The 22,723-nt window shown below is 64.7% G+C and carries 21 protein-coding genes; 19 read left to right on the top strand and 2 right to left on the bottom strand.

Features of this window, described 5'->3' with window-relative positions:
- Positions 1-79 precede the first annotated feature (79 nt).
- From B6V74_RS11220 to B6V74_RS11200, 5 genes are all read left to right on the top strand, one after another.
- On the top strand, positions 80-1,225 hold the full coding sequence (locus tag B6V74_RS11220; RefSeq protein WP_075775118.1) for a Ppx/GppA phosphatase family protein: 1,146 nt from the start codon (positions 80-82) through the stop codon (positions 1,223-1,225).
- On the top strand, positions 1,225-1,959 hold the full coding sequence (locus B6V74_RS11215) for an RlmE family RNA methyltransferase (RefSeq protein WP_075775117.1): 735 nt from the start codon (positions 1,225-1,227) through the stop codon (positions 1,957-1,959). Before B6V74_RS11220 ends, B6V74_RS11215 begins: the two co-directional genes overlap by 1 nt.
- Positions 1,960-2,084: 125 nt before the next feature.
- Positions 2,085-3,056, top strand: coding sequence for a GAF domain-containing protein (locus B6V74_RS11210; RefSeq protein ID WP_075774898.1), 972 nt, complete (start codon positions 2,085-2,087; stop codon positions 3,054-3,056).
- A gap of 668 nt (positions 3,057-3,724) precedes the next feature.
- Positions 3,725-5,251 (top strand): aldehyde dehydrogenase, encoded by a 1,527-nt coding sequence (gene adh, locus B6V74_RS11205; protein ID WP_088718557.1) that lies wholly within the window; start codon positions 3,725-3,727, stop codon positions 5,249-5,251.
- Between the two features lie 147 nt (positions 5,252-5,398).
- Entirely contained in the window at positions 5,399-7,591 is a 2,193-nt protein-coding gene (locus B6V74_RS11200; protein WP_088722822.1) for a methyl-accepting chemotaxis protein, read from the top strand.
- 242 nt (positions 7,592-7,833) lie between these two features.
- On the opposite strand, the gene B6V74_RS11195 is transcribed toward B6V74_RS11200, so the two are convergent.
- Entirely contained in the window at positions 7,834-8,667 is an 834-nt protein-coding gene (locus tag B6V74_RS11195) for an AraC family transcriptional regulator (RefSeq protein ID WP_077701379.1), read from the bottom strand.
- 180 nt (positions 8,668-8,847) lie between these two features.
- Positions 8,848-9,732: a tRNA (adenosine(37)-N6)-dimethylallyltransferase MiaA gene (gene miaA / locus B6V74_RS11190; protein WP_088722821.1), complete on the bottom strand. Its 885-nt coding sequence runs from the start codon at positions 9,730-9,732 to the stop codon at positions 8,848-8,850.
- 118 nt (positions 9,733-9,850) lie between these two features.
- Between miaA and pyrH the strand changes: the two genes are divergently transcribed.
- From pyrH to B6V74_RS11125, 14 genes are all read left to right on the top strand, one after another.
- The gene (pyrH, locus tag B6V74_RS11185) at positions 9,851-10,582 is read left to right on the top strand and encodes a UMP kinase (RefSeq protein WP_075774894.1); all 732 of its coding nucleotides are present in this window, start codon (positions 9,851-9,853) and stop codon (positions 10,580-10,582) included.
- Between the two features lie 89 nt (positions 10,583-10,671).
- Positions 10,672-11,235, top strand: coding sequence for a ribosome recycling factor (gene frr, locus B6V74_RS11180; RefSeq protein ID WP_075774893.1), 564 nt, complete (start codon positions 10,672-10,674; stop codon positions 11,233-11,235).
- Positions 11,236-11,288: 53 nt separating this feature from the next.
- Complete coding sequence (gene uppS / locus B6V74_RS11175) at positions 11,289-12,047, top strand: polyprenyl diphosphate synthase (protein ID WP_088718561.1); 759 nt, start codon at positions 11,289-11,291, stop codon at positions 12,045-12,047.
- Positions 12,044-12,841, top strand: a complete 798-nt coding sequence (locus tag B6V74_RS11170; protein ID WP_088722820.1) for a phosphatidate cytidylyltransferase — start codon at positions 12,044-12,046, stop codon at positions 12,839-12,841. Before uppS ends, B6V74_RS11170 begins: the two co-directional genes overlap by 4 nt.
- Before the next feature lie 3 nt (positions 12,842-12,844).
- A complete protein-coding gene (dxr, locus tag B6V74_RS11165; RefSeq protein WP_240497092.1) occupies positions 12,845-14,023 on the top strand; it encodes a 1-deoxy-D-xylulose-5-phosphate reductoisomerase in 1,179 nt (392 codons plus the stop codon).
- Positions 14,024-14,026: 3 nt separating this feature from the next.
- A complete protein-coding gene (gene rseP / locus B6V74_RS11160) occupies positions 14,027-15,367 on the top strand; it encodes an RIP metalloprotease RseP (RefSeq protein WP_233243035.1) in 1,341 nt (446 codons plus the stop codon).
- Positions 15,368-15,502: 135 nt separating this feature from the next.
- Positions 15,503-15,676, top strand: coding sequence for a hypothetical protein (locus tag B6V74_RS18980; protein ID WP_157771582.1), 174 nt, complete (start codon positions 15,503-15,505; stop codon positions 15,674-15,676).
- A 287-nt stretch (positions 15,677-15,963) separates the two neighbouring features.
- Complete coding sequence (gene bamA, locus B6V74_RS11155; RefSeq protein ID WP_088722819.1) at positions 15,964-18,216, top strand: outer membrane protein assembly factor BamA; 2,253 nt, start codon at positions 15,964-15,966, stop codon at positions 18,214-18,216.
- A 9-nt stretch (positions 18,217-18,225) separates the two neighbouring features.
- Complete coding sequence (locus B6V74_RS11150; protein ID WP_088722818.1) at positions 18,226-19,104, top strand: OmpH family outer membrane protein; 879 nt, start codon at positions 18,226-18,228, stop codon at positions 19,102-19,104.
- Positions 19,105-19,226: 122 nt separating this feature from the next.
- Entirely contained in the window at positions 19,227-19,688 is a 462-nt protein-coding gene (fabZ, locus tag B6V74_RS11145) for a 3-hydroxyacyl-ACP dehydratase FabZ (RefSeq protein ID WP_075774887.1), read from the top strand.
- A gap of 4 nt (positions 19,689-19,692) precedes the next feature.
- Positions 19,693-20,490, top strand: coding sequence for an acyl-ACP--UDP-N-acetylglucosamine O-acyltransferase (lpxA, locus tag B6V74_RS11140; RefSeq protein ID WP_088722817.1), 798 nt, complete (start codon positions 19,693-19,695; stop codon positions 20,488-20,490).
- Positions 20,487-21,302 carry a UDP-2,3-diacylglucosamine diphosphatase LpxI gene (gene lpxI / locus B6V74_RS11135; RefSeq protein WP_088722816.1) on the top strand — a complete coding sequence of 272 codons (816 nt, stop codon included), beginning with the start codon at positions 20,487-20,489 and terminating at the stop codon, positions 21,300-21,302. Before lpxA ends, lpxI begins: the two co-directional genes overlap by 4 nt.
- Positions 21,299-22,450, top strand: coding sequence for a lipid-A-disaccharide synthase (lpxB, locus tag B6V74_RS11130; RefSeq protein ID WP_088722815.1), 1,152 nt, complete (start codon positions 21,299-21,301; stop codon positions 22,448-22,450). The genes lpxI and lpxB overlap by 4 nt, the downstream gene beginning before the upstream one ends.
- A complete protein-coding gene (locus B6V74_RS11125) occupies positions 22,450-22,713 on the top strand; it encodes a hypothetical protein (protein WP_088722814.1) in 264 nt (87 codons plus the stop codon). Before lpxB ends, B6V74_RS11125 begins: the two co-directional genes overlap by 1 nt.
- Positions 22,714-22,723: the final 10 nt, after the last annotated feature.

The raw sequence follows: 22,723 nt of genomic DNA, 5'->3' as shown, positions 1-22,723 counted from the left end.
CACTTCCGCGTCGCGCTCCCTTGAACCGGGACGCGCAAACCGATAGCTTTATGGCAACTTCAAATCGGAGGGCGTAATGATGACGCCCAAGCGTCCCCGGTCGGCGGGCGCGCTCCCGACAGCTGCATCGCCCGCGCGGGCGGTGAAACCGGCTCAGGTCGAGTCCCCCGCGACCAAATCCGCCAAGTCCGGCGAGGGGCTATATGCCGCTCTCGATCTTGGCACCAACAGTTGCCGGATGCTGATTGCCCGTCCCAAGGGTTCTCAGTTTCAGGTCGTGGACAGCTTCTCGAAAGCGGTCCAGCTGGGTCAGGGTCTCGAAACCTATGGCCGGTTGTCGCGCAGCTCGATGTCGCGCACCGTTCAGGCTTTGCAAATCTGTCGCCGCAAGATCGAAACGCACGGGGTCACCCGGATGCGTCTGGTGGCGACCGAAGCCTGCCGGCGCGCCAAGAATGCGCGCGACTTCATCCGTTATGTGCGCCGCGAGACCGGCCTGCCGCTGGAGATCATCGCGCCCGAGGAAGAGGCGCGGCTGGCCGTGATCTCCTGCGCTTCGCTGGTGTCGCCCAATTCCGAGCAGGTTCTGGTGGTCGATATCGGCGGCGGCTCGACAGAGCTCGTCTGGATCGACCTCGAAGACGTGCCGCCCGGCGACAGGGCCCGCGCGATCATGCGCCTCTCGCAAGGGTTCAACCAGCCCGACGGGCCCGATCCGGCGGCACGCGTTGTCGATTGGATTTCGGTGCCGCTCGGGGTCGCGACGCTCAAGGATCAATTCGCCGATGTCGAAGACGATGCCGCACGCTTTGCGCTGATGAGCTGGTTCTTCGAGGAGAAGCTCGCGGACTTCACGCCCTACGCGGCGGGCAGCCCGCAGGACGGGTTCCAGATCATCGGCACCTCGGGCACCGTCACGACGGTCGCGGCCTGCCACCTCAACCTGAAGCGCTATGACCGCAACCGGGTGGACGGGCTGACCATGACCTCGGGCGAGATCGACGCTGTGATCCGCTCCTTCCTGCAACTCGGGCCCGCCGGGCGGCGCTCCGACCCGCGGATCGGGCGCGACCGACACACCTTGATCATGTCCGGCGCCGCAATTCTCCAGGCCCTTATGCGGGTCTGGCCCACCGACCAGATGTCCATTGCCGACCGTGGCCTGCGCGAGGGGCTCCTCTATGCGCAAATGGCCGGAGACGGCGTGTTAGAAGAGATTAAATGATGGCGAAGACACCCAGCGGCAAGAACACTTCGGGACGCGGGCAGCGCGACCTGCGCGTGCGCGTAAAGACGGCGAAGGGGCGCAAGCTGTCCTCGACCCTCTGGCTGGAGCGGCAGCTGAACGACCCTTACGTGCAGCGTGCCAAGAAAGAAGGCTATCGAGGCCGTGCCGCCTACAAAATCCTCGAGCTGGACGACAAGTATCGCTTCCTCGTGCCCGGCGCGCGCGTGGTCGATCTGGGTTGTGCGCCTGGCGGCTGGTGTCAGGTGGCGGTCAAGCGTGTGAACGCCTTGGGCGAGAAATCCGGCAAGAAGGTCGGCACCGTTCTGGGTGTCGATCTGCAGGAGGTCACACCGATCGCCGGGGCCGAAATCCACGTGCTCGATTTCCTCGAAGAAGGCGCCGACGACAAGGTCAAGGAATGGCTTGGCGGCTCTGCGGATGTGGTGATGTCGGATATGGCGGCCGCGTCCTCGGGGCACCAGAACACCGATCACCTGCGCATCATCACGCTGTGCGAAGCGGCGGCAGAGTTCGCCTTCGACGTGCTCGAAGAGGGCGGCACCTTTGTCGCCAAGGTTCTCGCAGGCGGCGCGGAGCAGGGATTGATGACGATCCTGAAGAAAAACTTCACCAAGGTCGCCAATGTGAAACCGCCAGCCTCGCGCTCGGACAGCTCGGAGAAATTCGTGGTGGCGCAAGGTTTTCGCGGGCGGCGGCACGAGGAGCCGTGAGCCTAGACTGTCTCAACCCCGAGACAGGTGCCTGCCCGCTCAGCGGGAATTTACGTTGTGAACGGTTCGAATCGGCCTAACCTGCGTGGGCTTTCATAGGCTGCGCAAGAGAGGGAGGCTTTCGCATGCCGTCACTGCATACGGGCGTTCCGCGCCAACATGCCGATATCGTGCGCGAAGTCGTCTCTTCGCCGAAATCCGCCACGCGGGCGGGGTTCGCGGCGAGTTGGCGCCGCTCGATGATCCATCACCGCATCGACCCCGAAACCGGTGGGCGCAACGAGCGCCTGACCCAAGCCGAGATGCGCGAGCGGCGCGAGCGGGCGGAACTGATGATGCGGATCGCCTCGCCGGTGCTCGACCGTCTGTCGCGGGCGGCAGGCGATGCGGGCTGCACGGTCCTTCTGTCCGACGCGGGCGGGCTCGTGCTGGACGAGCGTTTGCGCGACGCGGATAAGGATGATTTCCATTCCTCCAACCTCGCGCCCGGCTCGGACTGGTCCGAAGGGGTCGAGGGCACGAACGGCATCGGTACCTGCGTCGCCGAGGCGCGCCCCGTCACCGTCTGGCGCGATCAGCATTTCCGCACCCGCAACACGGTGCTGACCTGCATGGGCTCGCCCATTTTCGGCGCGCAGGGCGATCTGGCCGGCGTGATCGACGTCAGCTCCGCGCGCTCCGACATGACCGAGGGATATGCGCGCCTCGTGGCGCTGACCGTGCAGGACGCGGCGCACCGGATCGAGGCGGACCTGTTCCGCGCCTCCTATGACGGCGCGCGCATCCTCTCGACCGGCTCGGGCGAAACCGGGGCGCAGGGCGTGATGCTGTTGGCGCTCGACCGCGACGATCTCGTCGTCGGCGCCACCCGCGCCGCCCGGCGGCACCTCGGAATCGAGGCCGGGCAGATCGGCCAGCTTCCGGCCTCCGATCTGCTGGAACATGGCATCCGCAACGGTCTCGAAGAAGCGCAACGCGCCGAAATGGCCCGCGCACTGGCCCGCAACGGCGGCAACGTCTCGGCTGCCGCCCGCGATCTCGGCATCGGTCGGGCGACCTTCTACCGCAAGGCCAAGGCGCTCAACCTCGGCGTTTGAGTGGCGGTGAGGCGGGCAGGGGGCTGGCCGACCGATCACGGCGCTATTCTATCGCGTTTCCGGATCTCCGTTTCTTGCCTGGCACCCCGTGGGGCGCCTGCCTTGTCGTAACAGCTGCAAGGCGTCGTGCGCCCAATTAGGTGTGCAAAGTGCTTCACTCACATTTTCGCAACGGTTTCTCACATAGATCGTGTCCGGTGTCGCTCGGCACGATCTGCGCCCCAGAGTTGTAAAGATCATACGAAAATCGCCGCCCGAACGTCCAAAACACGCCACAGTTCGATGCTTCCTTGAGGCATGAAGACCTCGGAATCTTCCGGCACGTATCGCTCCGATACCCGCGGCGTGCCTGAGGCAAAGCATAGGGCAGAGGCGAATGATGAGCTGCAAGTGCGGTGCTAGCTCTTAGCATCCCGATGCAGGGTATGGCGGGCGAGGCTTACTTGGCGCGATGCTCCCCTTCGGTCCTGAAAGTATTCCGGCGGCTCCGCGAGTGCGGGGCGGCGCCCCTCCTTCCTCTGAATGCTGCGCCTGCACCTGTCTCAGGTCTGATACAGATGACGTATTCCCCCAGCGCAGGCCGGCTATGCGTAGCGTGCGCGATTAGGCAAGCTGAGCCCCATGCTGCGCGGCCCTGTCGGTTGCGCTCTAAACTGGGAGGAAGACCAATGGCCAATGATATGACGCCCGAGTTCAAAGGCGTTTCCGTGTCGCCGTTCCGCGACCGCTACGACAACTTCATCGGCGGCAAGTTCGTGCCCCCGAAAAGCGGCAAGTATTTCGACAACATCACACCGATCACTGGCGGCAAGGTCTGCGAAGTCGCCCATTCGAACGAGGCGGATATCGAAGCCGCGCTTGATGCCGCCCATGCCGCGAAAGACGCATGGGGCAAGACCTCGGCTGCCGAGCGCTCGAACGTCCTTCTCAAGATCGCCGACCGGATCGAGGAAAATCTCGACTTGATCGCCGCCGCCGAAACCTGGGATAACGGCAAGCCGATCCGCGAGACCACGGCCGCCGACATTCCGCTCGCCGTCGACCATTTCCGCTATTTCGCGGGCGTTCTGCGCAGCCAGGAAGGCACGATGTCGGAAATCGACGCCGACACCGTCGCCTATCACTTCCACGAGCCTCTGGGCGTCGTCGGGCAGATCATTCCGTGGAACTTCTCGGTTCTGATGGCGGCATGGAAGCTGGCGCCGGCGCTGGCGGCAGGCAACTGCGTGGTGCTGAAACCGGCCGAGCAGACTCCGGCAGCGATCATGGTCGTGGCTGAAGTCATCGCCGACCTGCTACCCGATGGCGTTCTCAACATCGTCAACGGCTACGGCGCGGAAGTCGGCGCGGCGCTGGCGCGCTCCTCGCGCATCGCCAAGATCGCCTTCACCGGCTCCACCGCGACGGGCCGCAAGATCATGCAGGCCGCGACGGAGAACCTGATCCCGGTCACCTTGGAACTTGGCGGCAAGTCGCCCAACATCTTCTTCTCCGACGTGATGGCCGAGGATGATGCATTCCTCGACAAGGCGGTCGAAGGCTTCGTGCTGTTTGCCTTCAATCAGGGTGAAGTCTGCACCTGTCCGAGCCGCGCGCTCATTCAGGAGGACATTTACGAGAAGTTCATGGAGCGTTGCATTGCCCGCGTCGAAGCCATCAAGCAGGGCGACCCTCGCGTGATGGAGACGATGGTCGGCGCGCAAGCGAGCCAGGAGCAGCATGACAAGATCATGTCCTATCTGAGCATCGGTCGCGAAGAAGGGGCCGAGGTGCTCACCGGCGGTGACGCCGCGCGCTTCAACGGCGATCTGGCGAACGGCTTCTACATCCAGCCGACGATCCTGAAAGGCCACAACAAGATGCGGGTCTTCCAGGAGGAAATCTTCGGCCCCGTGGTGTCGGTCACGACCTTCAAGGACGAGGCAGAGGCGCTCGAGATCGCCAATGACACGATGTACGGCCTTGGCGCCGGTGTCTGGACCCGTGATGGCTCGCGTGCCTATCGCTTCGGTCGCGGGATCGAGGCGGGCCGCGTCTGGGTTAACAACTACCACGCCTATCCGGCCCACGCGGCCTTCGGCGGGTACAAGCAGTCGGGCATCGGTCGCGAGACCCACAAGATGATGCTCGATCACTACCAGCAGACCAAGAACATGCTGGTCAGCTACAACCCGAACAAGCTCGGGTTCTTCTGATAGGGTTTACCTCCCCGAAACCCGGGCCGCGCCTGCAAGGGCGCGGCCCATTTCTATGCGGCGCGGCGGGCCGCCGATATCGCGTGAACGAGATGTTAGGAGAATCGTTCTAGTCCGGATCCGACTGACTTTGAGAAAGGGTCCGACATGTCCATTCGCCGGCAAATCCTGTTGTTGCCAATCGTGATCTCGCTCATCGCCTGCGCGCTGATGGCTGCGGGGATGTTCTGGGTCGGTGGCAAGCTCGAGGATGTCTCGCGCGTGCGCAATCTGAATGCGGCCGAGGAACGGATGCGTAGCGCGATCGAGGCCGCGAGTGTCGGTGCGCGCGACCGGGCGCTGCTGATCGCAGGATTGCCGCAGGTACAGGCAGCAATGGCTGCGCGCGACGATGCCGCGCTCGAAGCGATCTTCGCGCCGAACTGGCCGGTCTTGCGCGACGAGACCGGCGTGGCGCAGTTTCAGTTCCATCTGGCGCCTGCAACGTCGCTGATCCGTATCCACAAGCTGGAAAAACGCGGCGACGATCTGTCGGGGTTTCGCAAGACCGTGGTCACGGTGAACGAGACCGACAAGCCGGTCGCGGCGCTGGAATCGGGCAAGGCGGGGATCGGCGCGCGGGGCGTCGCCCCGGTCTTCCACGAGGGCAAGCAGGTCGGTTCGGTCGAGATCGGCCTCAATATCGGACAAACCTTCTTCGACGCGCTCAAGGCCCAGACCGGCTCCGAGTATGAATATTTCGGTCTCCTTGGGGATGGGAAAGCCGAACGGCTCGCCTTCACCGTGGATGAGCGGAACCCGCTGAACGACGCGGATTTCGCGGCATTGCGCGCAGGCGAAACGGTCGACAAGTGGATCTCCCATGACGGGGCGGACTACGTGCTGCGCGCGACACCGGTGCGGGATTTCTCCGGCGACGTCGTCGGTGCCGCGACTGTGGAACTGAGCGCCGATGAGCTGGCGGCTCTGCGGCGAATGATCTGGCAGATTTCGCTCGGCTTGATTGCTGCGGCCTTCGTCGTCTCCGGGTTGATCGCCTGGATCGCGGGTGGACGGATCACGCGCCCGATCGGCGCATTGGCGCGGGCGACCGATGCGATTGCAAAAGGGGATACGCAGGTCAAGGTTTCGGGCGCCAAGCGGCGCGATGAGCTGGGCGAGATGGCACGGGCACTTCAGGTCTTCGCCGAGAATATCGAGCGGAACGCCGAAATGCAGGAGAGCCTGCGTCTCGAAGAGGAAAATGCCCGAAAGGCGGATCGCGCGCGTCAGGAAGAGGTCGCGCAGGCCGAGGAGGCTCGCCGTGCTGAGGCAGAGGCCGCGCAACGCGCGGAGCGCGAAGCCGAAGCCGTGGAACAGGCAGCCCTGCGCCAGCGCGAGGAAGAGTCGCGGCAAGCTCTCGCGGATCAGAAGACCATCGTGAATACGCTCGCTGCGGGGCTCGATGCGCTCGCGCGCGGCGATCTCGGTGCTTCGCTCGATCACGAACTGCCCGGCGAGTATGAAAAACTCCGCCACGACTTCAACGCGGCCGTGGCCCAGCTTGCCGCTTCGCTCAGTCAGATAGACAGCGGGGCACGGCATATCGACGGCGAGGCCCGCGCAATCGCAAACTCCGCCGATGAACTCAGCGCCCAGACAGAGCGCAATGCCGCAACGCTCGAACAAACTGCGGCGGCCCTCAACGAGCTTACGGTCTCGGTCCAATCGGCAGCGGAAGGGGCGCAGTCGGCGCGCGATCTTGCCAGCGACGCGCGCGGACATGCCGAGAGCGGCTCCAACGTAGTGGATAGCGCGGTGGCCGCGATGGCGGAGATCGAGACCTCTGCAAAGGCGATTTCGCGGATCACTTCGGTGATCGACGATATTGCCTTCCAGACCAACCTGCTCGCGCTCAACGCCGGGGTCGAGGCCGCACGGGCGGGCGAGGCGGGCCGGGGCTTCGCGGTCGTCGCTTCAGAAGTGCGCGCGCTGGCGCAGCGCTCCTCCGAAGCCGCTAAGGAAATCTCAGAGCTGATCTCTTCCTCGGACCGGCAGGTGCAATCCGGCGTGAGTCTGGTCGGCCAGACCGGTGCGGCGCTAGCGCGGATCGTGGGCTCGGTGCGCGAAATCCATGACCGGGTCTCGGAAATCGCGGCTTCTTCGGGGGAACAGGCGAATGGTATCGCCGAAATCAACACTGCGGTGCACCAACTGGATCAGGCAACGCAACGTGGGGCCGCGATGTTCGACCGCAGCGCCGCTGCCAGCCGCGCGATGCTGTCCGAGAGCGCGCAGCTGATCGCCGCCGTTTCGAGTTTCACCCTACCGCAACGCGATGGCACCGCGAGCGCTGCATGATGCGTCTGATCCATGGGCTCGTTCCAAAGACGCACATCGCTGTGACAAACGCGCGAGGGCGATTTCCCCGCCGCCTCGGCGCACGGATCGAGGCGGCGAGGTATCGTCGCCCTTGGCGTGATGGGACGAATTCGCCCAGACGCGACCCACGCGTCGGCCGGTCGCAGTCCCCCGGGGCGATCGGCCCGGGGCCCGCTCGGAAGGCAAGCCCGCCGGCCCTTCCTCGCGGCGCGAGACGCCGCTCAGGTGGCGCGGCGGAAGGCGATCGGGGTACTGCCGGTGCCGGCCTGAAAGGCGCGGGAGAAATATCCGGCGCTGCGATATCCCAGAAGCTGCGCGATCTCCTTGATCGGGACGGGGGTATCGCGCAGCAGGCGGCGGGCTTCGTAAAGGCGCCGCTCCTGCATCAGTTCCAGAGCCGATTTCCCGCAGGCGTCGCGACAGGCGCGCGACAGATGGGTCGGTGTTACGCCCAGTTCGCGCGCGATATCCGCGACCGGCGTTCCCGCGCGATACTCGCGCTCGACCAGAACGGCGTAGCGCGTAACCAGACGGCGCGCCGCGCTCGGGCGGATCGCCTCGCTCGCATTGCTCGCGATCTGTCGCTCGAGCCAAACGCTGAGCAGGCCCAGATGGCTGCGCAGTGCCCGGTCGGCGGCGGGACGCGTGCTCTCGTTCTCGCGCTGGATCGCTTCCAAGATCGAGCCGATTTCGCCCTGTGCGATCGCCTCCCGGATGCGCAGGTGATGGGCGGCGGGCGGCAAGACGATGTCGCTGTCGCGCCCGAAGAACAGCGCCTGACCGTGGGTCTGGTTGGAAATCTCGAAGCCGTGCATCACGCCCGGCGGGATGAAAATCGCGTTATTTGGCCCATAGCCGCGCGTCACGCCCGCCAGCGTGATCCGGCCCTGCCCTCGAGAGAACCACAGAAGGCAAGGTTCGGAATGGGCGCGCATTGCCTCGACCCGCCAACGCCCGCCCTTGGCCAGATGGGCGATCTGCACCAGCCGTGGCTCTCGCGGAACGGTGGGCAGTTCCGAAGGCTGGCCGACGTCGCCGCGCGTCGGGCCGGACATGGACTGCGACCCGGGCCTTACGGTCTTGGCCTGCGACAGCTGCGACAGGGGCGGAGTGGAAAAGAGCTTCACGATGCGTTGATCCCAAGCGATGACGGCGGGAGGATAGCCCGCAACCCGCTTAGCGACCAAGGAATTTTCCACAGAAGCCCGGACGCGCAGTTGCCGTTGGGTCACAGTCTACGTGATCTTGTGCCACGCCTTCATACGGCTACGAAACCATGTGCGTTGCCGCTTGGCATATTGGCGACTTGCCGCCTGCGCGCGTTTGCGCGCCTCACTCAGATCGAGTTGGCCATGCAAATGCGCGATCAATTCCGGCGCTCCGATCGCCTTCGCCCAAAGCGCATCCGGATCCCAGATTGGCTCCACCCTGCGAACCTCGTCGAGCGCGCCTTGTTCAAGCATCAGATCGAACCGGCGATCGATGCGTTCGGCCAGCCAGTCGCGCTCCGGATCGAGGTGGAGGGGCGCCGCAGTCTCGAGCGGCAGAAGCGGCGGCGGGGTGCGGGCCTGCCACACGGCGAGGCCTTCGCCGGTGGCGCGCAACACCTCCCACGCGCGCTGGACGCGCATCGGGTTCTGCGGATCGATCTTCGCGCGGGTCGTCGCGTCGAGCTCGCCCAGCATCCCCGCATGGCCTTCCGAGAGCCGCCGCTGATCGGCCTCGGCGCGAATTTCCGGTGGCGTTACGGGGATCTCCGCCAATCCCTGCGTCAGCGCCGTGAAATAGAGCCCGGTGCCGCCAACGACGATCGGGCGCGGCCCGCCTGCGTGAAATGCCTCCAGATGCGGCGTGACATCGCGCAGCCAATGGCCGACGGAATAGTCCGCGCCGGGATCGAGATGCCCGTAGAGGGCATGCGGCGCGCGGGCCTCTTCCTCGGGCGAGGGTCGCGCGCTCAACACCCGCCAGCAGGACCAGACCTGAAGCGCATCGGCATTGATCACGATGCCGCCCGCGGCTTCGGCGATCGACAGTGCCAGCGCCGATTTTCCGCTCGCCGTGGCGCCCGCGATCAGCACGGGCGTTCGCGGCGATATATCGGGCAGGGCAGGCGGCATCGGCGGCTCTTGCAGGCTTTCTGTCGGGCTCGGGGAACAACGCTTCTGCAAGAGGTTGAACCCCGGCTCTATTTGGATCATTTTGCGCGCCAATGACAACAGCCCATCGGAGGATCAGATGAGCGCCGAGACGCATCCCGCGGCCAAATACAATCGCGTGCTACTGAAAATCTCGGGCGAGGCGCTGATGGGGGACCAGGGCTACGGCCTGCATCCGCCGACCGTGTCGCGTATAGCGCATGAAGTGAAGTCGGTGCGCGATCTCGGTGTCGAAATCTGCATGGTAATCGGCGGCGGCAACATTTTCCGCGGGCTTGCGGGCTCTGCTCAGGGGATGGAGCGCACGACGGCCGATTACATGGGGATGCTCGCGACCGTGATGAACGCGCTGGCGATGCAATCGGCGCTGGAAGGCCTGGGCGTCTTCACCCGCGTAATCTCGGCCATCCCGATGGATCAGGTCTGCGAGCCCTATATCCGCCGCCGCGCCGTACGCCACCTCGAGAAGAAGCGGGTCTGCATCTTCGCCGCCGGCACCGGCAACCCCTATTTCACCACCGACACGGCCGCGACGCTGCGCGCCAACGAGATGTCCTGCGAAGCGATCTTCAAGGGCACCAAGGTCGACGGGGTCTATGACAAGGACCCGAAGAAATTCGACGATGCGAAGCGGTACGATACCGTCAGCTATGACGAGGTTCTTCAGAAGAATCTCGGAGTGATGGATGCCTCGGCGATCGCGCTCGCACGCGACAACAACAAGCCGATCATCGTGTTCTCGCTTGACGAGCCGGGTGGCTTCCGCGGCATTCTGGCAGGCGAAGGCACCTACACCAAAGTGCAGGGCTGAGCGCCGCGCGACGATCACAAATGCTAGTTTTCGCCTGCGAGCTGCGCTAAAGCTCGGCCCGAGGCTCAACAAGAACGGGGAAATACCCAATGTCCGACGATTTCGAGATCGATACCGATGACCTGGCACGCCGTATGGATGGCGCTATGAGCTCGCTCAAGCATGAATTCGCGTCGCTGCGCACGGGCCGCGCCTCGGCTTCGATGGTGGAGCCGGTTCAGGTCGAAGCCTATGGCCAGATGACCCCGATCAACCAGGTCGGGACCGTCAACGTGCCCGAGCCGCGGATGGTCACGATCAACGTCTGGGACAAGGGCCTCGTCGGCAAGGTCGAGAAGGCGATCCGTGAATCGGGTCTGGGCATCAACCCGCAGACCAACGGGACGATCATTATGCTGCCGATCCCCGAGCTCAACGAGGAGCGCCGCCGCGAACTGACCAAGGTCGCTGCCCAATATGCAGAGCACGCCCGCGTCGCGATCCGCAACGTGCGCCGCGATGGCATGGACCAGATCAAGAAGGCCAAGGCCGACGGCATGTCCGAAGATGACGTGAAGCTCTGGGAGAGCGAAGTCCAGGAAATGACCGACGCGCATATCGCCAAGGTCGACAAGGCGCTGGAAGACAAGCAAGCCGAGATCATGCAGGTCTGAGGCCTCCGCCTCAGCCCCGCATTGCGTCCTGCGCGAGAAGGATCACATCGCCGATGGCCCCTAGCATTCCCGATATCGCCCAAACCCCGCAGGGGCATGACGGCGGCGCGCCTGCGCCGCTGCATGTCGCGATCATCATGGATGGCAATGGGCGGTGGGCCACCCAGCGGGGCTGGCCGCGTCTCGCCGGTCACCGCAAGGGGGCGGAGCAGATCAAGAAGGTCGTGCAGGCCGCGCCCGACCTCGGCATCCGCTACATGACGATCTACGCCTTCTCGACCGAGAACTGGAAGCGTTCGACGCAGGAAGTTCTTGGTCTGATGAAGATGTTCCGGCTGATGATCAAACGCGAGGCGGCGGAGCTCTCGCGTCAGGGCGTCGAGCTGCGCTTCATTGGGGACCGGACGCCGCTCGACCCGCTTCTGCGCGAGACGATGGACGCGATCGAGACCCGCACCAAGGGCAATTCGAAGCTGACGCTGGCGGTTGCGATCAATTACGGCGGGCGCGACGAGCTGAAGCGCGCCGCGCAATCCATCGCGCGTGACGTGGCCGCGGGCAAGATCGATGTCGATGCGGTCGACGAGGCCCTGATCTCGGCGCGGCTCGACAGCGCGGGGATGCCCGATCCCGATCTGGTGATCCGCAGCTCGGGCGAGACGCGGACCTCGAATTTCCTGCCGTGGCAGGCGGCCTATTCCGAATATGAATTCACGCCCACGCTCTGGCCCGATTTCACCCCGGCCGAGCTTGCGGACATCCTCGAGCGGTTCGCCGGGCGCGAGCGGCGCTTCGGCGGGGTCGCCTCGTGACCCGTCAGCCGCGGACCGGCAAATGGGGCGATCTCGTCCCGCGGCTCGCCTCCGGGCTTGCAATGGTCGCGATCGGGCTTGCCGCGATCTGGTGGGGCGGGCCGGTCTTCGCGGCGCTCTCGGTGCTCGTCACCGGGCTGATGGTCTGGGAGCTGACCGAGATGCTGCGCCCCGAACGCCCCGGCAAAGCCGTGGGTCTGGGGCTCGTGGCGGCGGCGACCCTGACCTTCGTCTTCGTGATCCACGAACCTTACGGGCTGCTTTACCTGCTGATCGTACCGATCATGGCGGCGGTGATCTGCACCGGGCGGCGCCGGATCGGCGCGGCCTATGCGCTGGCGATCATGCTGACGGGATACGGGCTGGTGGCGCTGCGAGAGGGCGCCGGGCTGGGTGCGATCACATGGATCGTCGCGGTGGTCGTTGTCTCTGATATCATGGGATATTTCGTCGGCCGGACGGTCGGCGGACCGAAATTCTGGCCCAAGGTCAGCCCGAAGAAGACATGGTCGGGCACGATCGGCGGCTGGGTCGGCGCGGCGCTCGTGGGCTTCGTCTTTGCCCAGATGGGCGGCGGTCTCGCGATGATCTGGATCTCGCCGCTTCTGGCCTTCGCGGGCCAGCTGGGCGACATCGCCGAAAGCGCGATCAAGCGCGCGACCGGGGTGAAGGACAGCTCCTCTCTGATCCCGGGCCATGGCGGTGTGCTCGACCGGTTCGACGCGCTGACCGGGGCCGTCGTGTTCCTGATGCTGATCTCGCAGGTGACGACCCTGCCGCTGACGGAAGGCTGAACGATGCGGAAGGTTTCGGTCTTCGGGGCAACCGGCTCGATCGGCGAAAGCTGCTTTGATCTGCTGATGGCACAGGGCGGGGCGGAAGCCTACGACGTCGTGGCGCTGAGTGCGGGCCGCAATGTTGCGCGACTGGCCGAGCAGGCCGTGGCGCTGAAAGCCGATCTGGCCGTAACCGCATTCGACGATTGCCTGCCCGCCTTGCGCGATGCACTGGCCGGGACCGGGATCGAGGTGGCCGCCGGGCCGCAGGCTTTGATCGAGGCGGCCTATCGCCCCGCAGATTGGGTTCTGTCGGGGATCGTCGGCGCGGCGGGGCTCGCACCCGGCTTCGCGGCGCTCTCGCAAGGGGCGACGCTGGCGCTGGCGAACAAGGAGTCGCTGGTCACCGCCGGGCCGCTCCTGATGGCCGAGGCGCGCACCCATGGCGCGACGATCCTGCCGGTGGACAGTGAGCATTCGGCGATTTTCCAAGGGCTCGTGGGCGAGGATATCGCCGCGGTCGAAAGGGTTATCATCACCGCCTCGGGCGGCGCATTCCGCGACTGGCCGATGGAAAAGCTGGCCCATGCGACCGTGGCAGAGGCCTCGGCGCATCCGAATTGGGACATGGGGCAGCGGATCACGATCGACTCCGCGTCCATGTTCAACAAAGCCTTGGAAGTTATTGAGGCGAAAGAGTTCTTCGGTTTCGCGCCAGAGCAGATCGAAGTCCTCGTGCATCCTCAGAGCATCGTCCATTCGTTGGTCGGGTTCCACGATGGCGGGCTGATGGCGCATATGGGTGTGCCCGACATGCGCCATGCGATCGGCTATGCGCTCAACTGGCCCGCGCGAAAGCCGCTTCCGGTCGAGAAGCTCGATCTGGCGAAGATCGGACAGCTCGATTTCCGCGCCCCCGATCTGCAGCGGTTCCCCGCGCTGCGATTGGCGCGCGAGGTGATGGAGACGGGCGGTCTGGCGGGCACCGTGTTCAACGCCGCCAAGGAGGTGGCGCTCGATCTGTTCATCGCGGGACGTATCGGATTTCTCGACATGGCGGCGCTGGTCGAGACCACCTTGGGCGAGATGTCGCGGGATCAGGGGCTTGGAATCGCGGCGAAAGACCTCGATATGGTTCTGAGCTGCGACGCCGAGGCGCGCGCGCGCGCAATGGCGATCTGTGAACACGGAAGGATCTGAGTTTTGGACCTGCTGCCCCAATTCGGAAATCTGCTCTATACCGTGGTGGCCTTCGTCGTCGCGCTCTCGATCATCGTCGCGGTGCATGAATACGGCCATTACATCATCGGACGGATTTCCGGCATCAAGGCAGAGGTTTTCTCGCTGGGCTTCGGGCCCAAGCTGATCAGCCGCGTCGACAAGCATGGCACGCGCTGGCAGATCGCGGCGGTGCCATTGGGCGGCTACGTCAAGTTTCTGGGCGATGCGAACGCGGCCTCGGCCGGGGTCGATGTCGAGGAGATGCAGCACCTGAGCCCCGAGGAACGCCGCCACACCATGCATGGCGCGCCTCTTTGGGCACGGGCTGCGACCGTGGCGGCAGGGCCCGTCTTCAACTTCATTCTGTCTATCCTCGTGATCGCGGGATTGAGCCTCTGGGCCGGAAAGGCGACCGAGACGCCCGCGATCCAGACTGTCGTGGCGCTGCCCGGTGGGTCAGGCGATCTGCAACAGGGCGACGTGATCGACGCGGTGGCGGGCAAGCCGACGCCGGATTATCAAGCGCTCTCCGACGTGGTCGATCAACTGCCCGCAGGGCCGACGCTCGATTACACCGTAACCCGCGACGGCAGCAAAACCGACGCCACGGGGCCGCAGCTTTTCCCGGCGCGATTTGCGGGCGTTCAACCCGGCTCGGCCGCCTATGATGCCGGGCTGCGGGCCGGCGACGTGATCACGGCGATCGACGGCAAGCCGGTCTATCGTTTCATCGATCTGCAGGATGCGGTGAAAGCGGGCGCGGGCAAGCCGGTCGCGCTCGATATCTGGCGGCCCGAGGGAGATGCGGGCAAGACGTTCTCCGTGACGCTCGAGCCGCGCCGCACCGATCTGCCGGTGGGCGACGGACAATTCGAGACCCGGTTCCTGATCGGCGCCACGGGCTCGTTCATGTTCGAGCCGGTAACCCAATCGGTCGGCCCTGTCGATGCGCTGGTGGGTGGCGTGACCCAGACCTGGGGCATCATCACGCAATCGGTCTCGGGCATTCAGGCGATGATCGCGCAGCGGATTTCGAGCTGTAATCTCACCGGCGCGCTGCGCATTGCCGAGACTTCGGCTGCGGCGGCGAAATCGGGGATGCTCGACTTCATCTGGTTCATCGCGGTGCTGTCGACGGCTGTGGGTTTCCTGAACCTCTTTCCGATCCCGGTGCTCGATGGCGGCCACCTTATGTTCCACCTCTACGAAGCGATCACGGGCAAGCCACCCTCCGATCAGTTGATGAACGTCTTCATGTCGATCGGGCTGGCGCTGGTGCTGACGCTGATGGTCTTCGGGCTGTGGAACGATCTGACCTGCTGAGCGGGGACTGACTGAGCGGGGCCTGATGGGCGCGCGAGCGGGCGGTGCCGCGGTTTCGCCACATTTGCCTCGCAATGCCGACATGAAGGCCGGGTAGGGAACCTTTAGGCGCAACTCGCGCGAAGGAGGCCACCCATGTCCGAGATCATCGCGCATCACTATCGCGAACTCCGCCCCTTGGTGGATATTGTCGGCGACCGGCTGCTGTTCATCGCGGCGGTTCTGGTCGCGCTTCTCGGTGCGGCTCTGATCGGTGTTCAACTGATCGATATTCTCGGCGGCGACGCTTCGAGTTTCCAGCGCATTTGAGCCGGAGCCGACAGGGGCGCAACGCCCGCAAAATCCGTTCTTCCTTGATCCCGGGGCCGCCTTCGCGGCCCTTTCCTTCGTGGCAAGATGATCGCGGTCCACAAAATCTCGGGGCCGAGGGGCCATCCCAGCTTTGACATCGGTTACGCCCTTCGCTACCACCCTAACCAAAGGGAAAAGTGAACTTCCGGCGGGAGAGGGCGATGTCGATGAGCGTGCAAACTATGCTGAGACTCTGTGCGACGCGAAAGGCACTGCGGGCCAGCGTAGTATTTCCAGCAGTTGCAATGAGTTGCCTCGCGGTTCCCGTGATCGCTCAGGCGCAGCAATACAGCTTCTCGCAGGTGGTCATCACCGGTAACGAGCGCGTCGACGCGGCGACGATTCTGTCCTTCGCCAGAATCGCCCGCAATCAGCCCGTCACCGCCGCCGATCTGAACGCGGCTTACCAGCGCCTGACGAATTCCGGCCTGTTCGAGAACGTTGCGATCACGCCGCAGGGCAACACGCTCAAGATCGCCGTGACGGAATATCCGACGATCAGCGTGATCAATTTCGAAGGCAACAAGATCATCAAGGATGCGCAGCTCGCCGCGATCATTCAGGCGAAGCCGAACCGTGTCTACAATCCCGCCCAGATCGAAGCCGACGCCCAGCGTCTGGCGCGTGCCTATTCCGAGGATGGCCGCATGGCCGCGCGTGTCGTGCCGAAGGTCATTCGCCGCGACAACAATCGCGTCGACGTGGCCTTCGAGATCAAGGAAGGCAAAGTCACCTCGATCGAACGTGTGACTTTCACCGGCAACCGCTCCTTCTCGGATCGTCGTCTGCGTCAGGTTCTCGAGACGAAGCAGGCGGGGATTTTCCGCACCTTCGTGAAGAACGACACGTTCAACGCAAGCCGCATTCCGGTCGACCGTCAGAAACTGATCGAGTTCTACCAGGCGCGCGGCTACAAGAACGTGCAGGTCACCGGCGTGTCCTCGCAGATGTCGCGTCAGCGCGATGCGTTCTTCATGACCTTCAACATCATCGAAGGGCAGAAATACCACTTCAACGCGATCAACACGAGCTCCGAGATCGACGGGCTTGCGCCTGACGAGTTCGCGCCGCTCACCAAGATCCGCCAAGGTCAGACCTTCTCGCCAAAGGCGATCGAATTGGCCGTGACCCGGATGGAACAGCTTGCGATCAAGAAGGGCGTGCAATTTGTCCGCGTCGATCCCCGCATCACCGAAGACCCGCGCACGCAATCGGTCAATGTCGATTTCGTTCTGGTCCGTGGCCCGCGCGTCTTCGTGCAGCGCATCGACATCGAAGGCAACACGGCGACGCTCGACCGGGTGATCCGGCGCGAATTCCGCACCGTCGAAGGCGACCCCTACAACCCGCGCGAGATCTCGAACGCGGCTGACCGGATCCGTGGCACCGGCTATTTCAAGTCGGTCGACGTGAACACCAAGCCGGGCAGCAACTCCGATCAGGTCGTGGTCGACGTGAACGTCGAGGAGCAGCCCACCGGCTCGCTCGGTTTCGGCGCGTCCTATTCCAAGACCGACGGGATCGGCTTCAACGCCTCGCTGGAAGAGAAGAACTTCCTCGGCCGCGGGCAATATCTCGGTCTGTCGCTCGGAACGACCAAGGACAACAACAGCTCGAGCATCCGCTTCGTCGAGCCGGCTTTCCTCGGCCGTGACGTGGCGCTGAAATTCTCGGCGATCTATGCGACGTCCAGCTCGGCCACGAACACTAATTACGACACGCGCCGTATCAGCATCGAACCGGCGCTGGAATTCCCGGTCTCCGAGCGCGGCCGGCTGCAGGTGAGCTACAAGATCGGCGAAGACACGCTGAACAACGTGCCGGCCGACTCCTCAGAAATCCTGCAGCGTGAAGAAACCGAGAAGGGCTCGCAGCGGTACAGCGGCCCGGGCCTTCGCTACAGCTACGACACCTCGCGCGAACAGATCGACCCGCGTTTCACCTGGCGCTTCAACGTCGACCAGCAGTTCTGGGGCCTGGGCGGTGACGTGAAAGGTGGCCAGACCACCGCGAAGATCGTCGGTGAGCGCAAGATCTTCAACGAGGAAGCGACGCTGCGCGCCTCGCTCGAAGGCGGCGCGGTCGATGCCACGGATGGTTCGACGATCCTGCAACGCTTCTCGGGTAGCCAGATCCGCGGCTTCGAGAGCTACGGTATCGGTCCGCGTGATCTCAATGCAGCGAACAGAGACGCGCTCGGCGGCAACTACTACTGGGTCGGCAAGGTCGAAGCGGAGTTCCCGATCGGTCTGCCCGAGGAATACGGCATCACCGGCGGTGTGTTCTGGGATGTGGGTTCGGTCTGGGGTCTGGATGACACCAACGGCACCGGCGGTAACGAGGTCGACGACTCGATGCATGTCCGTTCCGCGGTCGGCGTATCTCTGTTCTGGAAATCGGCGATCGGTCCGTTGCGTCTGAACTTCTCGCGCGCGATCAAGAAAGAAAGCTACGACAAGACGCAGAACTTCGATCTGTCTCTTTCCACGCAGTTCTAAGGGCGCGCGATGCGTCTGAGCCGTATCTCCGTCACCCTTATCGCAGCCGCACTGGCCTTCGGGCCCGGCGCGGCTGTCGCGCAATCGGCAGGTCAGACTCCCGACGCGCAGGCCTTGGGGCCACGCGCACAACAGAGCGCGGTTCTGACCCTCGATTGGGAGAAGCTTTACGACAACTCGCTGTGGGGCAAGCGAGTGCAATCCGAGATTCAGGCCGCCTCAAACGCGCTGCGCAAGGAAAACGACCGGATCGCGAGTCAGCTCGAGGCGGAGGAGCGAAAGCTCACCGAGGAGCGGCTGACGATGCCTTCGGACGCGTTCCAGAAAGCCGCCGATGCGTTCGACAAGCGGGCAACCGATATTCGTCAGGCCCAGAAGGCCAAGGCCGATGCGATCCAGCGCCAGCTCAATCAAGAGCACCAGACCTTCGTCCAAACGGTGGTGCCGTTGCTCGACGAGGTACTGCGGGCGCGCGGTGCGGTCGTGGTGCTCGATTCCCGCGCGATCATCCGCGGGCTCGCGCAGGCCGACGTGACGCAGGAACTCGGCGCGCGGGTCGATAAGGAAATCGGCGACGGGGCCGGGCGCGTGACACCGCTGGTCCCGCCCGCCTCCAATGACAGCGCGGGTGCGGCGACCGATACGCCCGCGCCTTCGGATCAGGCGGCGCCTTCCCAGCCCGCTCCGGATCAACCTGCGAATGGCGCGACGACGGATTCGAGTGGCGAGGCAGGCGTTTTCGTGGATACGACGCCGAACACGAAGCCCAAGGGCAACGGCAATTCCACGCTGGACGGGGCGACCCGCGATGCGCCCGGATTGCCGCTCGGTCTGCCGGTGGTAGATGGTACTCAGGCCACTCCGACGGACACCAAGCCGGGGCAATAGCAGGCGCGCGCTGCTTGCCAAGCGAGGCCGCGATTGCTAGCAACAAGCCAAAAGCGACGATTGCGTGATGCGGCGCCCTAATGCGGCCGCAGGCGCAATTTGCCCGAGAACGAGGACAGCTCATGACCGAACCCGCCCCCTATACCGAAGCCGATCTGTCGCTCATCAAGCGCATCATTCCGCATCGTTATCCGTTCCTGCTGATCGACAAGGTGCGTGACATCGTTCCGAACAAGGGCGCGGTCGGAATCAAGAACGTCACCGCGAACGAGCCGCATTTCCAGGGCCACTTCCCGGAAGAGCCGATCATGCCCGGTGTCACCATCGTCGAGGCGATGGCGCAGACCTCGGCGGTCGTCGTGGGGATTTCGCTCGACGTGATCGACAAGCCGCTGCTGACCTATTTCATGGGTATCGACAAGTGCAAGTTCCGTCGCAAGGTGGTTCCTGGCGACGTGCTGGAGCTGCATGTCTCCGTGAAGCGTGGCGGCGGCAAGATCTGGAAATTCGAGGGCCGGGGTACGGTGAATGGCGAACTGGCCGCCGAAGCCGAGTTCACCGCGATGATGGACCTTCAGGGCTGAATGCATGAGCATTGACCCAAGCGCGCAGATTCACGCCTCCGCGGTGGTCGAGCCCGGGGCGGTGATCGGTCCGGACTGCCGGATCGGTCCGTTCTGCGTGGTCGGGCCCGAGGTCGTGCTCGGCCGCGGCGTGTCGTTGCAAAGCCATGTCGTCGTGCAAGGCGCGACCGAGATCGGCGACGAGACGGAGGTGTTTCCTTTCGCCTCGCTCGGGCAGATCCCGCAGGATCTGAAATTCAACGGCGAGAAGACGCGGCTGAAGATCGGCAAGCGCAACCGCATCCGCGAATACGTGACGATGAACACCGGCACGGAGGGCGGCGGCGGGCTGACCGAGATCGGCGATGACGGGCTCTTCATGTCGTCGTGCCACGTCGCGCATGACTGCAAGCTGGGCGATCGGGTCATTCTGGTGAATTCGGTCGCGGTGGCGGGGCATTGCGTGCTGGGCGATGACGTGATCGTCGGGGGCCTCTCGGGCGTGCACCAGTTCGTCCGCATCGGGCGCGGCGCAATCATCGGCGCGCTGTCGATGGTGACGGCGGATGTTATCCCGCACGCGCTGGTCGCAGGACCGCGCGCCGGGCTCGAAGGGCTGAACCTCGTGGGCCTGAAGCGTCGTGGAACCCCGCGCGAGGAGATCTCGGCATTGCGCAAGACCGTCGAGGCGCTCGGTCAGGGCAGCTTCCGCGAAAGCGCGCGAACCCTGTCCGATGAGGGTGTCGAGGGCGAATTGGCGCGCGAAGTGCTCGACTTCATCCTCGGCCCGTCCGAGCGCAGCTTCCTGACGCCCGGCAAATGAGCGGGGGCAAGCATACCGCGCTGATCGCCGGCTCTGGCCGTCTGCCCGCGATCGTGCAAGAGGCCGTGCCGGACATCCTCGTTTGCGAGATGATCGGCGCGCCCTGCGATCTGGATGGCGATCACCTGCGATTCCGGATCGAGCGGCTGGTGCCGTTTCTCGACGAACTGGCCGATCGCGGGATCGAGCGAGTGGTGTTCGCCGGCGCGATGCAGCGACCGGCGATCGACCCCGAGCAGTTCGATCCGCGCTCGGCGCAACTGGTGCCGCGTCTCGCCATGGCGATGCAGGCCGGCGACGATGCGACGTTGCGCGCGGTGATCGAGGTCTTCGAGGAGTTTGATCTGGAGGTCGTCGGCGCGCATGAAATAGTGCCGACATTGCTGCCCGAGGCGGGTGTGCTGTGCGGCAAACCGTCCGCCGTGGACGAAGACGACGCCGAGCGTGGCGCCGAAATCGTGGCCGCGCTTGGGGCTTCGGATATCGGTCAAGGGGCGGTCGTTGGGCGCGGGCTTTGCCTTGCCGTCGAGACACTGCCGGGCACCGATGCAATGCTCGATTTCGTGCGTCACCACAAAGGCTTGCGCGGCGATCTTAAAGCGGTGAAAGGGGTCTTCTACAAGGCACCGAAGCCTGATCAGGACCGTCGCGCCGATCTGCCCGCCATTGGCGTTGAGACGGTGAAGAACGCCGCCGCTGCTGGCCTGTCCGGTATCGCCTTCGAGGCGGGCGGCGTGATGCTTCTCGACCGCGACGCGGTCATCGAGGCCGCCGAGGAAGCGGGCCTCTTTCTCTGGGCGCGGGCGTCATGAGGCTCTACGTCATCGCGGGCGAGGCTTCGGGCGACAAGCTCGGCGGCGCCCTGATGGCGGGGATTAACGAGCTTGCACCGCAGGTCGAATGGTCCGGCATTGGCGGAGAGGAAATGGGCGCGCAGGGCCTGACCAGCCTCTTCCCGATGGAAGAGCTTTCGGTCATGGGACTGATGGAAGTTCTGCCGAAATACCGCCATCTGAAACGTCGCATCGCCGAGACCGCGGATCATGTGATCGATAGCGGCGCCGAAGCGCTGATCACCATCGACAGTCCCGATTTCTGCCTTCGCGTCGCGCGGCTGGTGAAGGAAAAGCGCTCTGATCTCAAGGTGATCCACTATGTGGCGCCTTCGGTCTGGGCGTGGCGTCCGGGGCGTGCGCAGAAGATGGCGCGGGTGGTCGATCACGTGCTCGCGCTGCTGCCTTTCGAGCCGCCCTATATGGAAGCCGCCGGGATGAGTTGCGATTTCGTGGGCCATCCCGTCGTCGCCGAACCGCGTGCGACCGGTGCGGACGCGGCGGCCTTCCGCGAGACCCATATGATCGGCGAGGATCAACCGCTGGCGCTGTGTCTGCCGGGCTCGCGGCGCGGCGAGGTAAGGCGGCTCGGGGCACGGTTCGACGAGGCGCTGATGCAGCTGCGCGACCGCGAGCCGGGGCTGCGCGTCGTGCTGCCGACGGTGCGGGGCGTGGCGCCGATGGTGCGCGAGATGACGGCGCGCTGGCCGGTCGCGCCGATCGTGGTCGAGAATGCCGATGACAAGCGCGCGGCTTTCGCCGCCGCCGATATCGCTCTGGCGGCCTCGGGGACCGTCAGCCTGGAGCTGGCGGCGAACCGGGTGCCGATGGTCATCGCCTATGACGCGAATTTCCTGACTTGGCATATTATCTCGCGGATGCTCAAGATCGACACGGTGACGCTGGTCAATCTGGTCTCGGACACGCGGGTGATCCCGGAATTCCTCGGCCCAGAATGCAAGCCGCGCGAGATTTCGGCGAAGATGCTGGAGTTGCTGGAAGAAGACGCGGCGCGTGACGAGCAGATGGCCGCGATGGAAGAGGTGATGCGCCGTTTGGGCGAGGGCGGCGAGCCGCCCGGCCTTCGTGCGGCGCGTTCGGTTCTGGAGTTTCTCGGGAGGGCGTGATGCGCGTCTTTTTGGTGATGACGCTGACATTTTGGGCGGGAAGCGTTTTGGCCGAACCCGATCCGGCGCAGCTTTTCACGCAATCCTGTGGGCGCTGTCATCGCGATGCGGAGCGATTGATGGCACGGCTCGGCTGGGCGCTCGGTTCGAAGACGCCGGAGGAGCGGCGCGAATGGCTCGACGATTTCATCGTCTCGCATCATTCGCCCGATCCCGACAGCCGCGCGGCGATTGCCGCATGGCTGGCAGAGCTCGCCTCGTAAGACGACCCCT

This window comes from Thioclava sp. F42-5 (assembly GCF_002213195.1).
GTDB classification, from domain to species: domain Bacteria; phylum Pseudomonadota; class Alphaproteobacteria; order Rhodobacterales; family Rhodobacteraceae; genus Thioclava; species Thioclava nitratireducens.
The sequence above is the reverse complement of the archived record's forward strand: the minus strand, read 5'-3'. Positions and strand labels throughout refer to the sequence as shown.

Bases quoted from the DNA above. Each gene is read 5' to 3' on its own strand.
- B6V74_RS11220 (WP_075775118.1), top strand. From the start codon at position 80: ATGACGCCCAAGCGTCCCCGGTCGGCGGGCGCGCTCCCGACAGCTGCA.
- B6V74_RS11215 (WP_075775117.1), top strand. From the start codon at position 1,225: ATGGCGAAGACACCCAGCGGCAAGAACACTTCGGGACGCGGGCAGCGC.
- B6V74_RS11210 (WP_075774898.1), top strand. From the start codon at position 2,085: ATGCCGTCACTGCATACGGGCGTTCCGCGCCAACATGCCGATATCGTG.
- adh (WP_088718557.1), top strand. From the start codon at position 3,725: ATGGCCAATGATATGACGCCCGAGTTCAAAGGCGTTTCCGTGTCGCCG.
- B6V74_RS11200 (WP_088722822.1), top strand. From the start codon at position 5,399: ATGTCCATTCGCCGGCAAATCCTGTTGTTGCCAATCGTGATCTCGCTC.
- B6V74_RS11195 (WP_077701379.1), bottom strand. From the start codon at position 8,667: ATGTCCGGCCCGACGCGCGGCGACGTCGGCCAGCCTTCGGAACTGCCC.
- miaA (WP_088722821.1), bottom strand. From the start codon at position 9,732: ATGCCGCCTGCCCTGCCCGATATATCGCCGCGAACGCCCGTGCTGATC.
- pyrH (WP_075774894.1), top strand. From the start codon at position 9,851: ATGAGCGCCGAGACGCATCCCGCGGCCAAATACAATCGCGTGCTACTG.
- frr (WP_075774893.1), top strand. From the start codon at position 10,672: ATGTCCGACGATTTCGAGATCGATACCGATGACCTGGCACGCCGTATG.
- uppS (WP_088718561.1), top strand. From the start codon at position 11,289: ATGGCCCCTAGCATTCCCGATATCGCCCAAACCCCGCAGGGGCATGAC.
- dxr (WP_240497092.1), top strand. From the start codon at position 12,845: ATGCGGAAGGTTTCGGTCTTCGGGGCAACCGGCTCGATCGGCGAAAGC.
- B6V74_RS18980 (WP_157771582.1), top strand. From the start codon at position 15,503: ATGTCCGAGATCATCGCGCATCACTATCGCGAACTCCGCCCCTTGGTG.
- bamA (WP_088722819.1), top strand. From the start codon at position 15,964: ATGAGTTGCCTCGCGGTTCCCGTGATCGCTCAGGCGCAGCAATACAGC.
- B6V74_RS11150 (WP_088722818.1), top strand. From the start codon at position 18,226: ATGCGTCTGAGCCGTATCTCCGTCACCCTTATCGCAGCCGCACTGGCC.
- fabZ (WP_075774887.1), top strand. From the start codon at position 19,227: ATGACCGAACCCGCCCCCTATACCGAAGCCGATCTGTCGCTCATCAAG.
- lpxA (WP_088722817.1), top strand. From the start codon at position 19,693: ATGAGCATTGACCCAAGCGCGCAGATTCACGCCTCCGCGGTGGTCGAG.
- lpxI (WP_088722816.1), top strand. From the start codon at position 20,487: ATGAGCGGGGGCAAGCATACCGCGCTGATCGCCGGCTCTGGCCGTCTG.
- lpxB (WP_088722815.1), top strand. From the start codon at position 21,299: ATGAGGCTCTACGTCATCGCGGGCGAGGCTTCGGGCGACAAGCTCGGC.
- B6V74_RS11125 (WP_088722814.1), top strand. From the start codon at position 22,450: ATGCGCGTCTTTTTGGTGATGACGCTGACATTTTGGGCGGGAAGCGTT.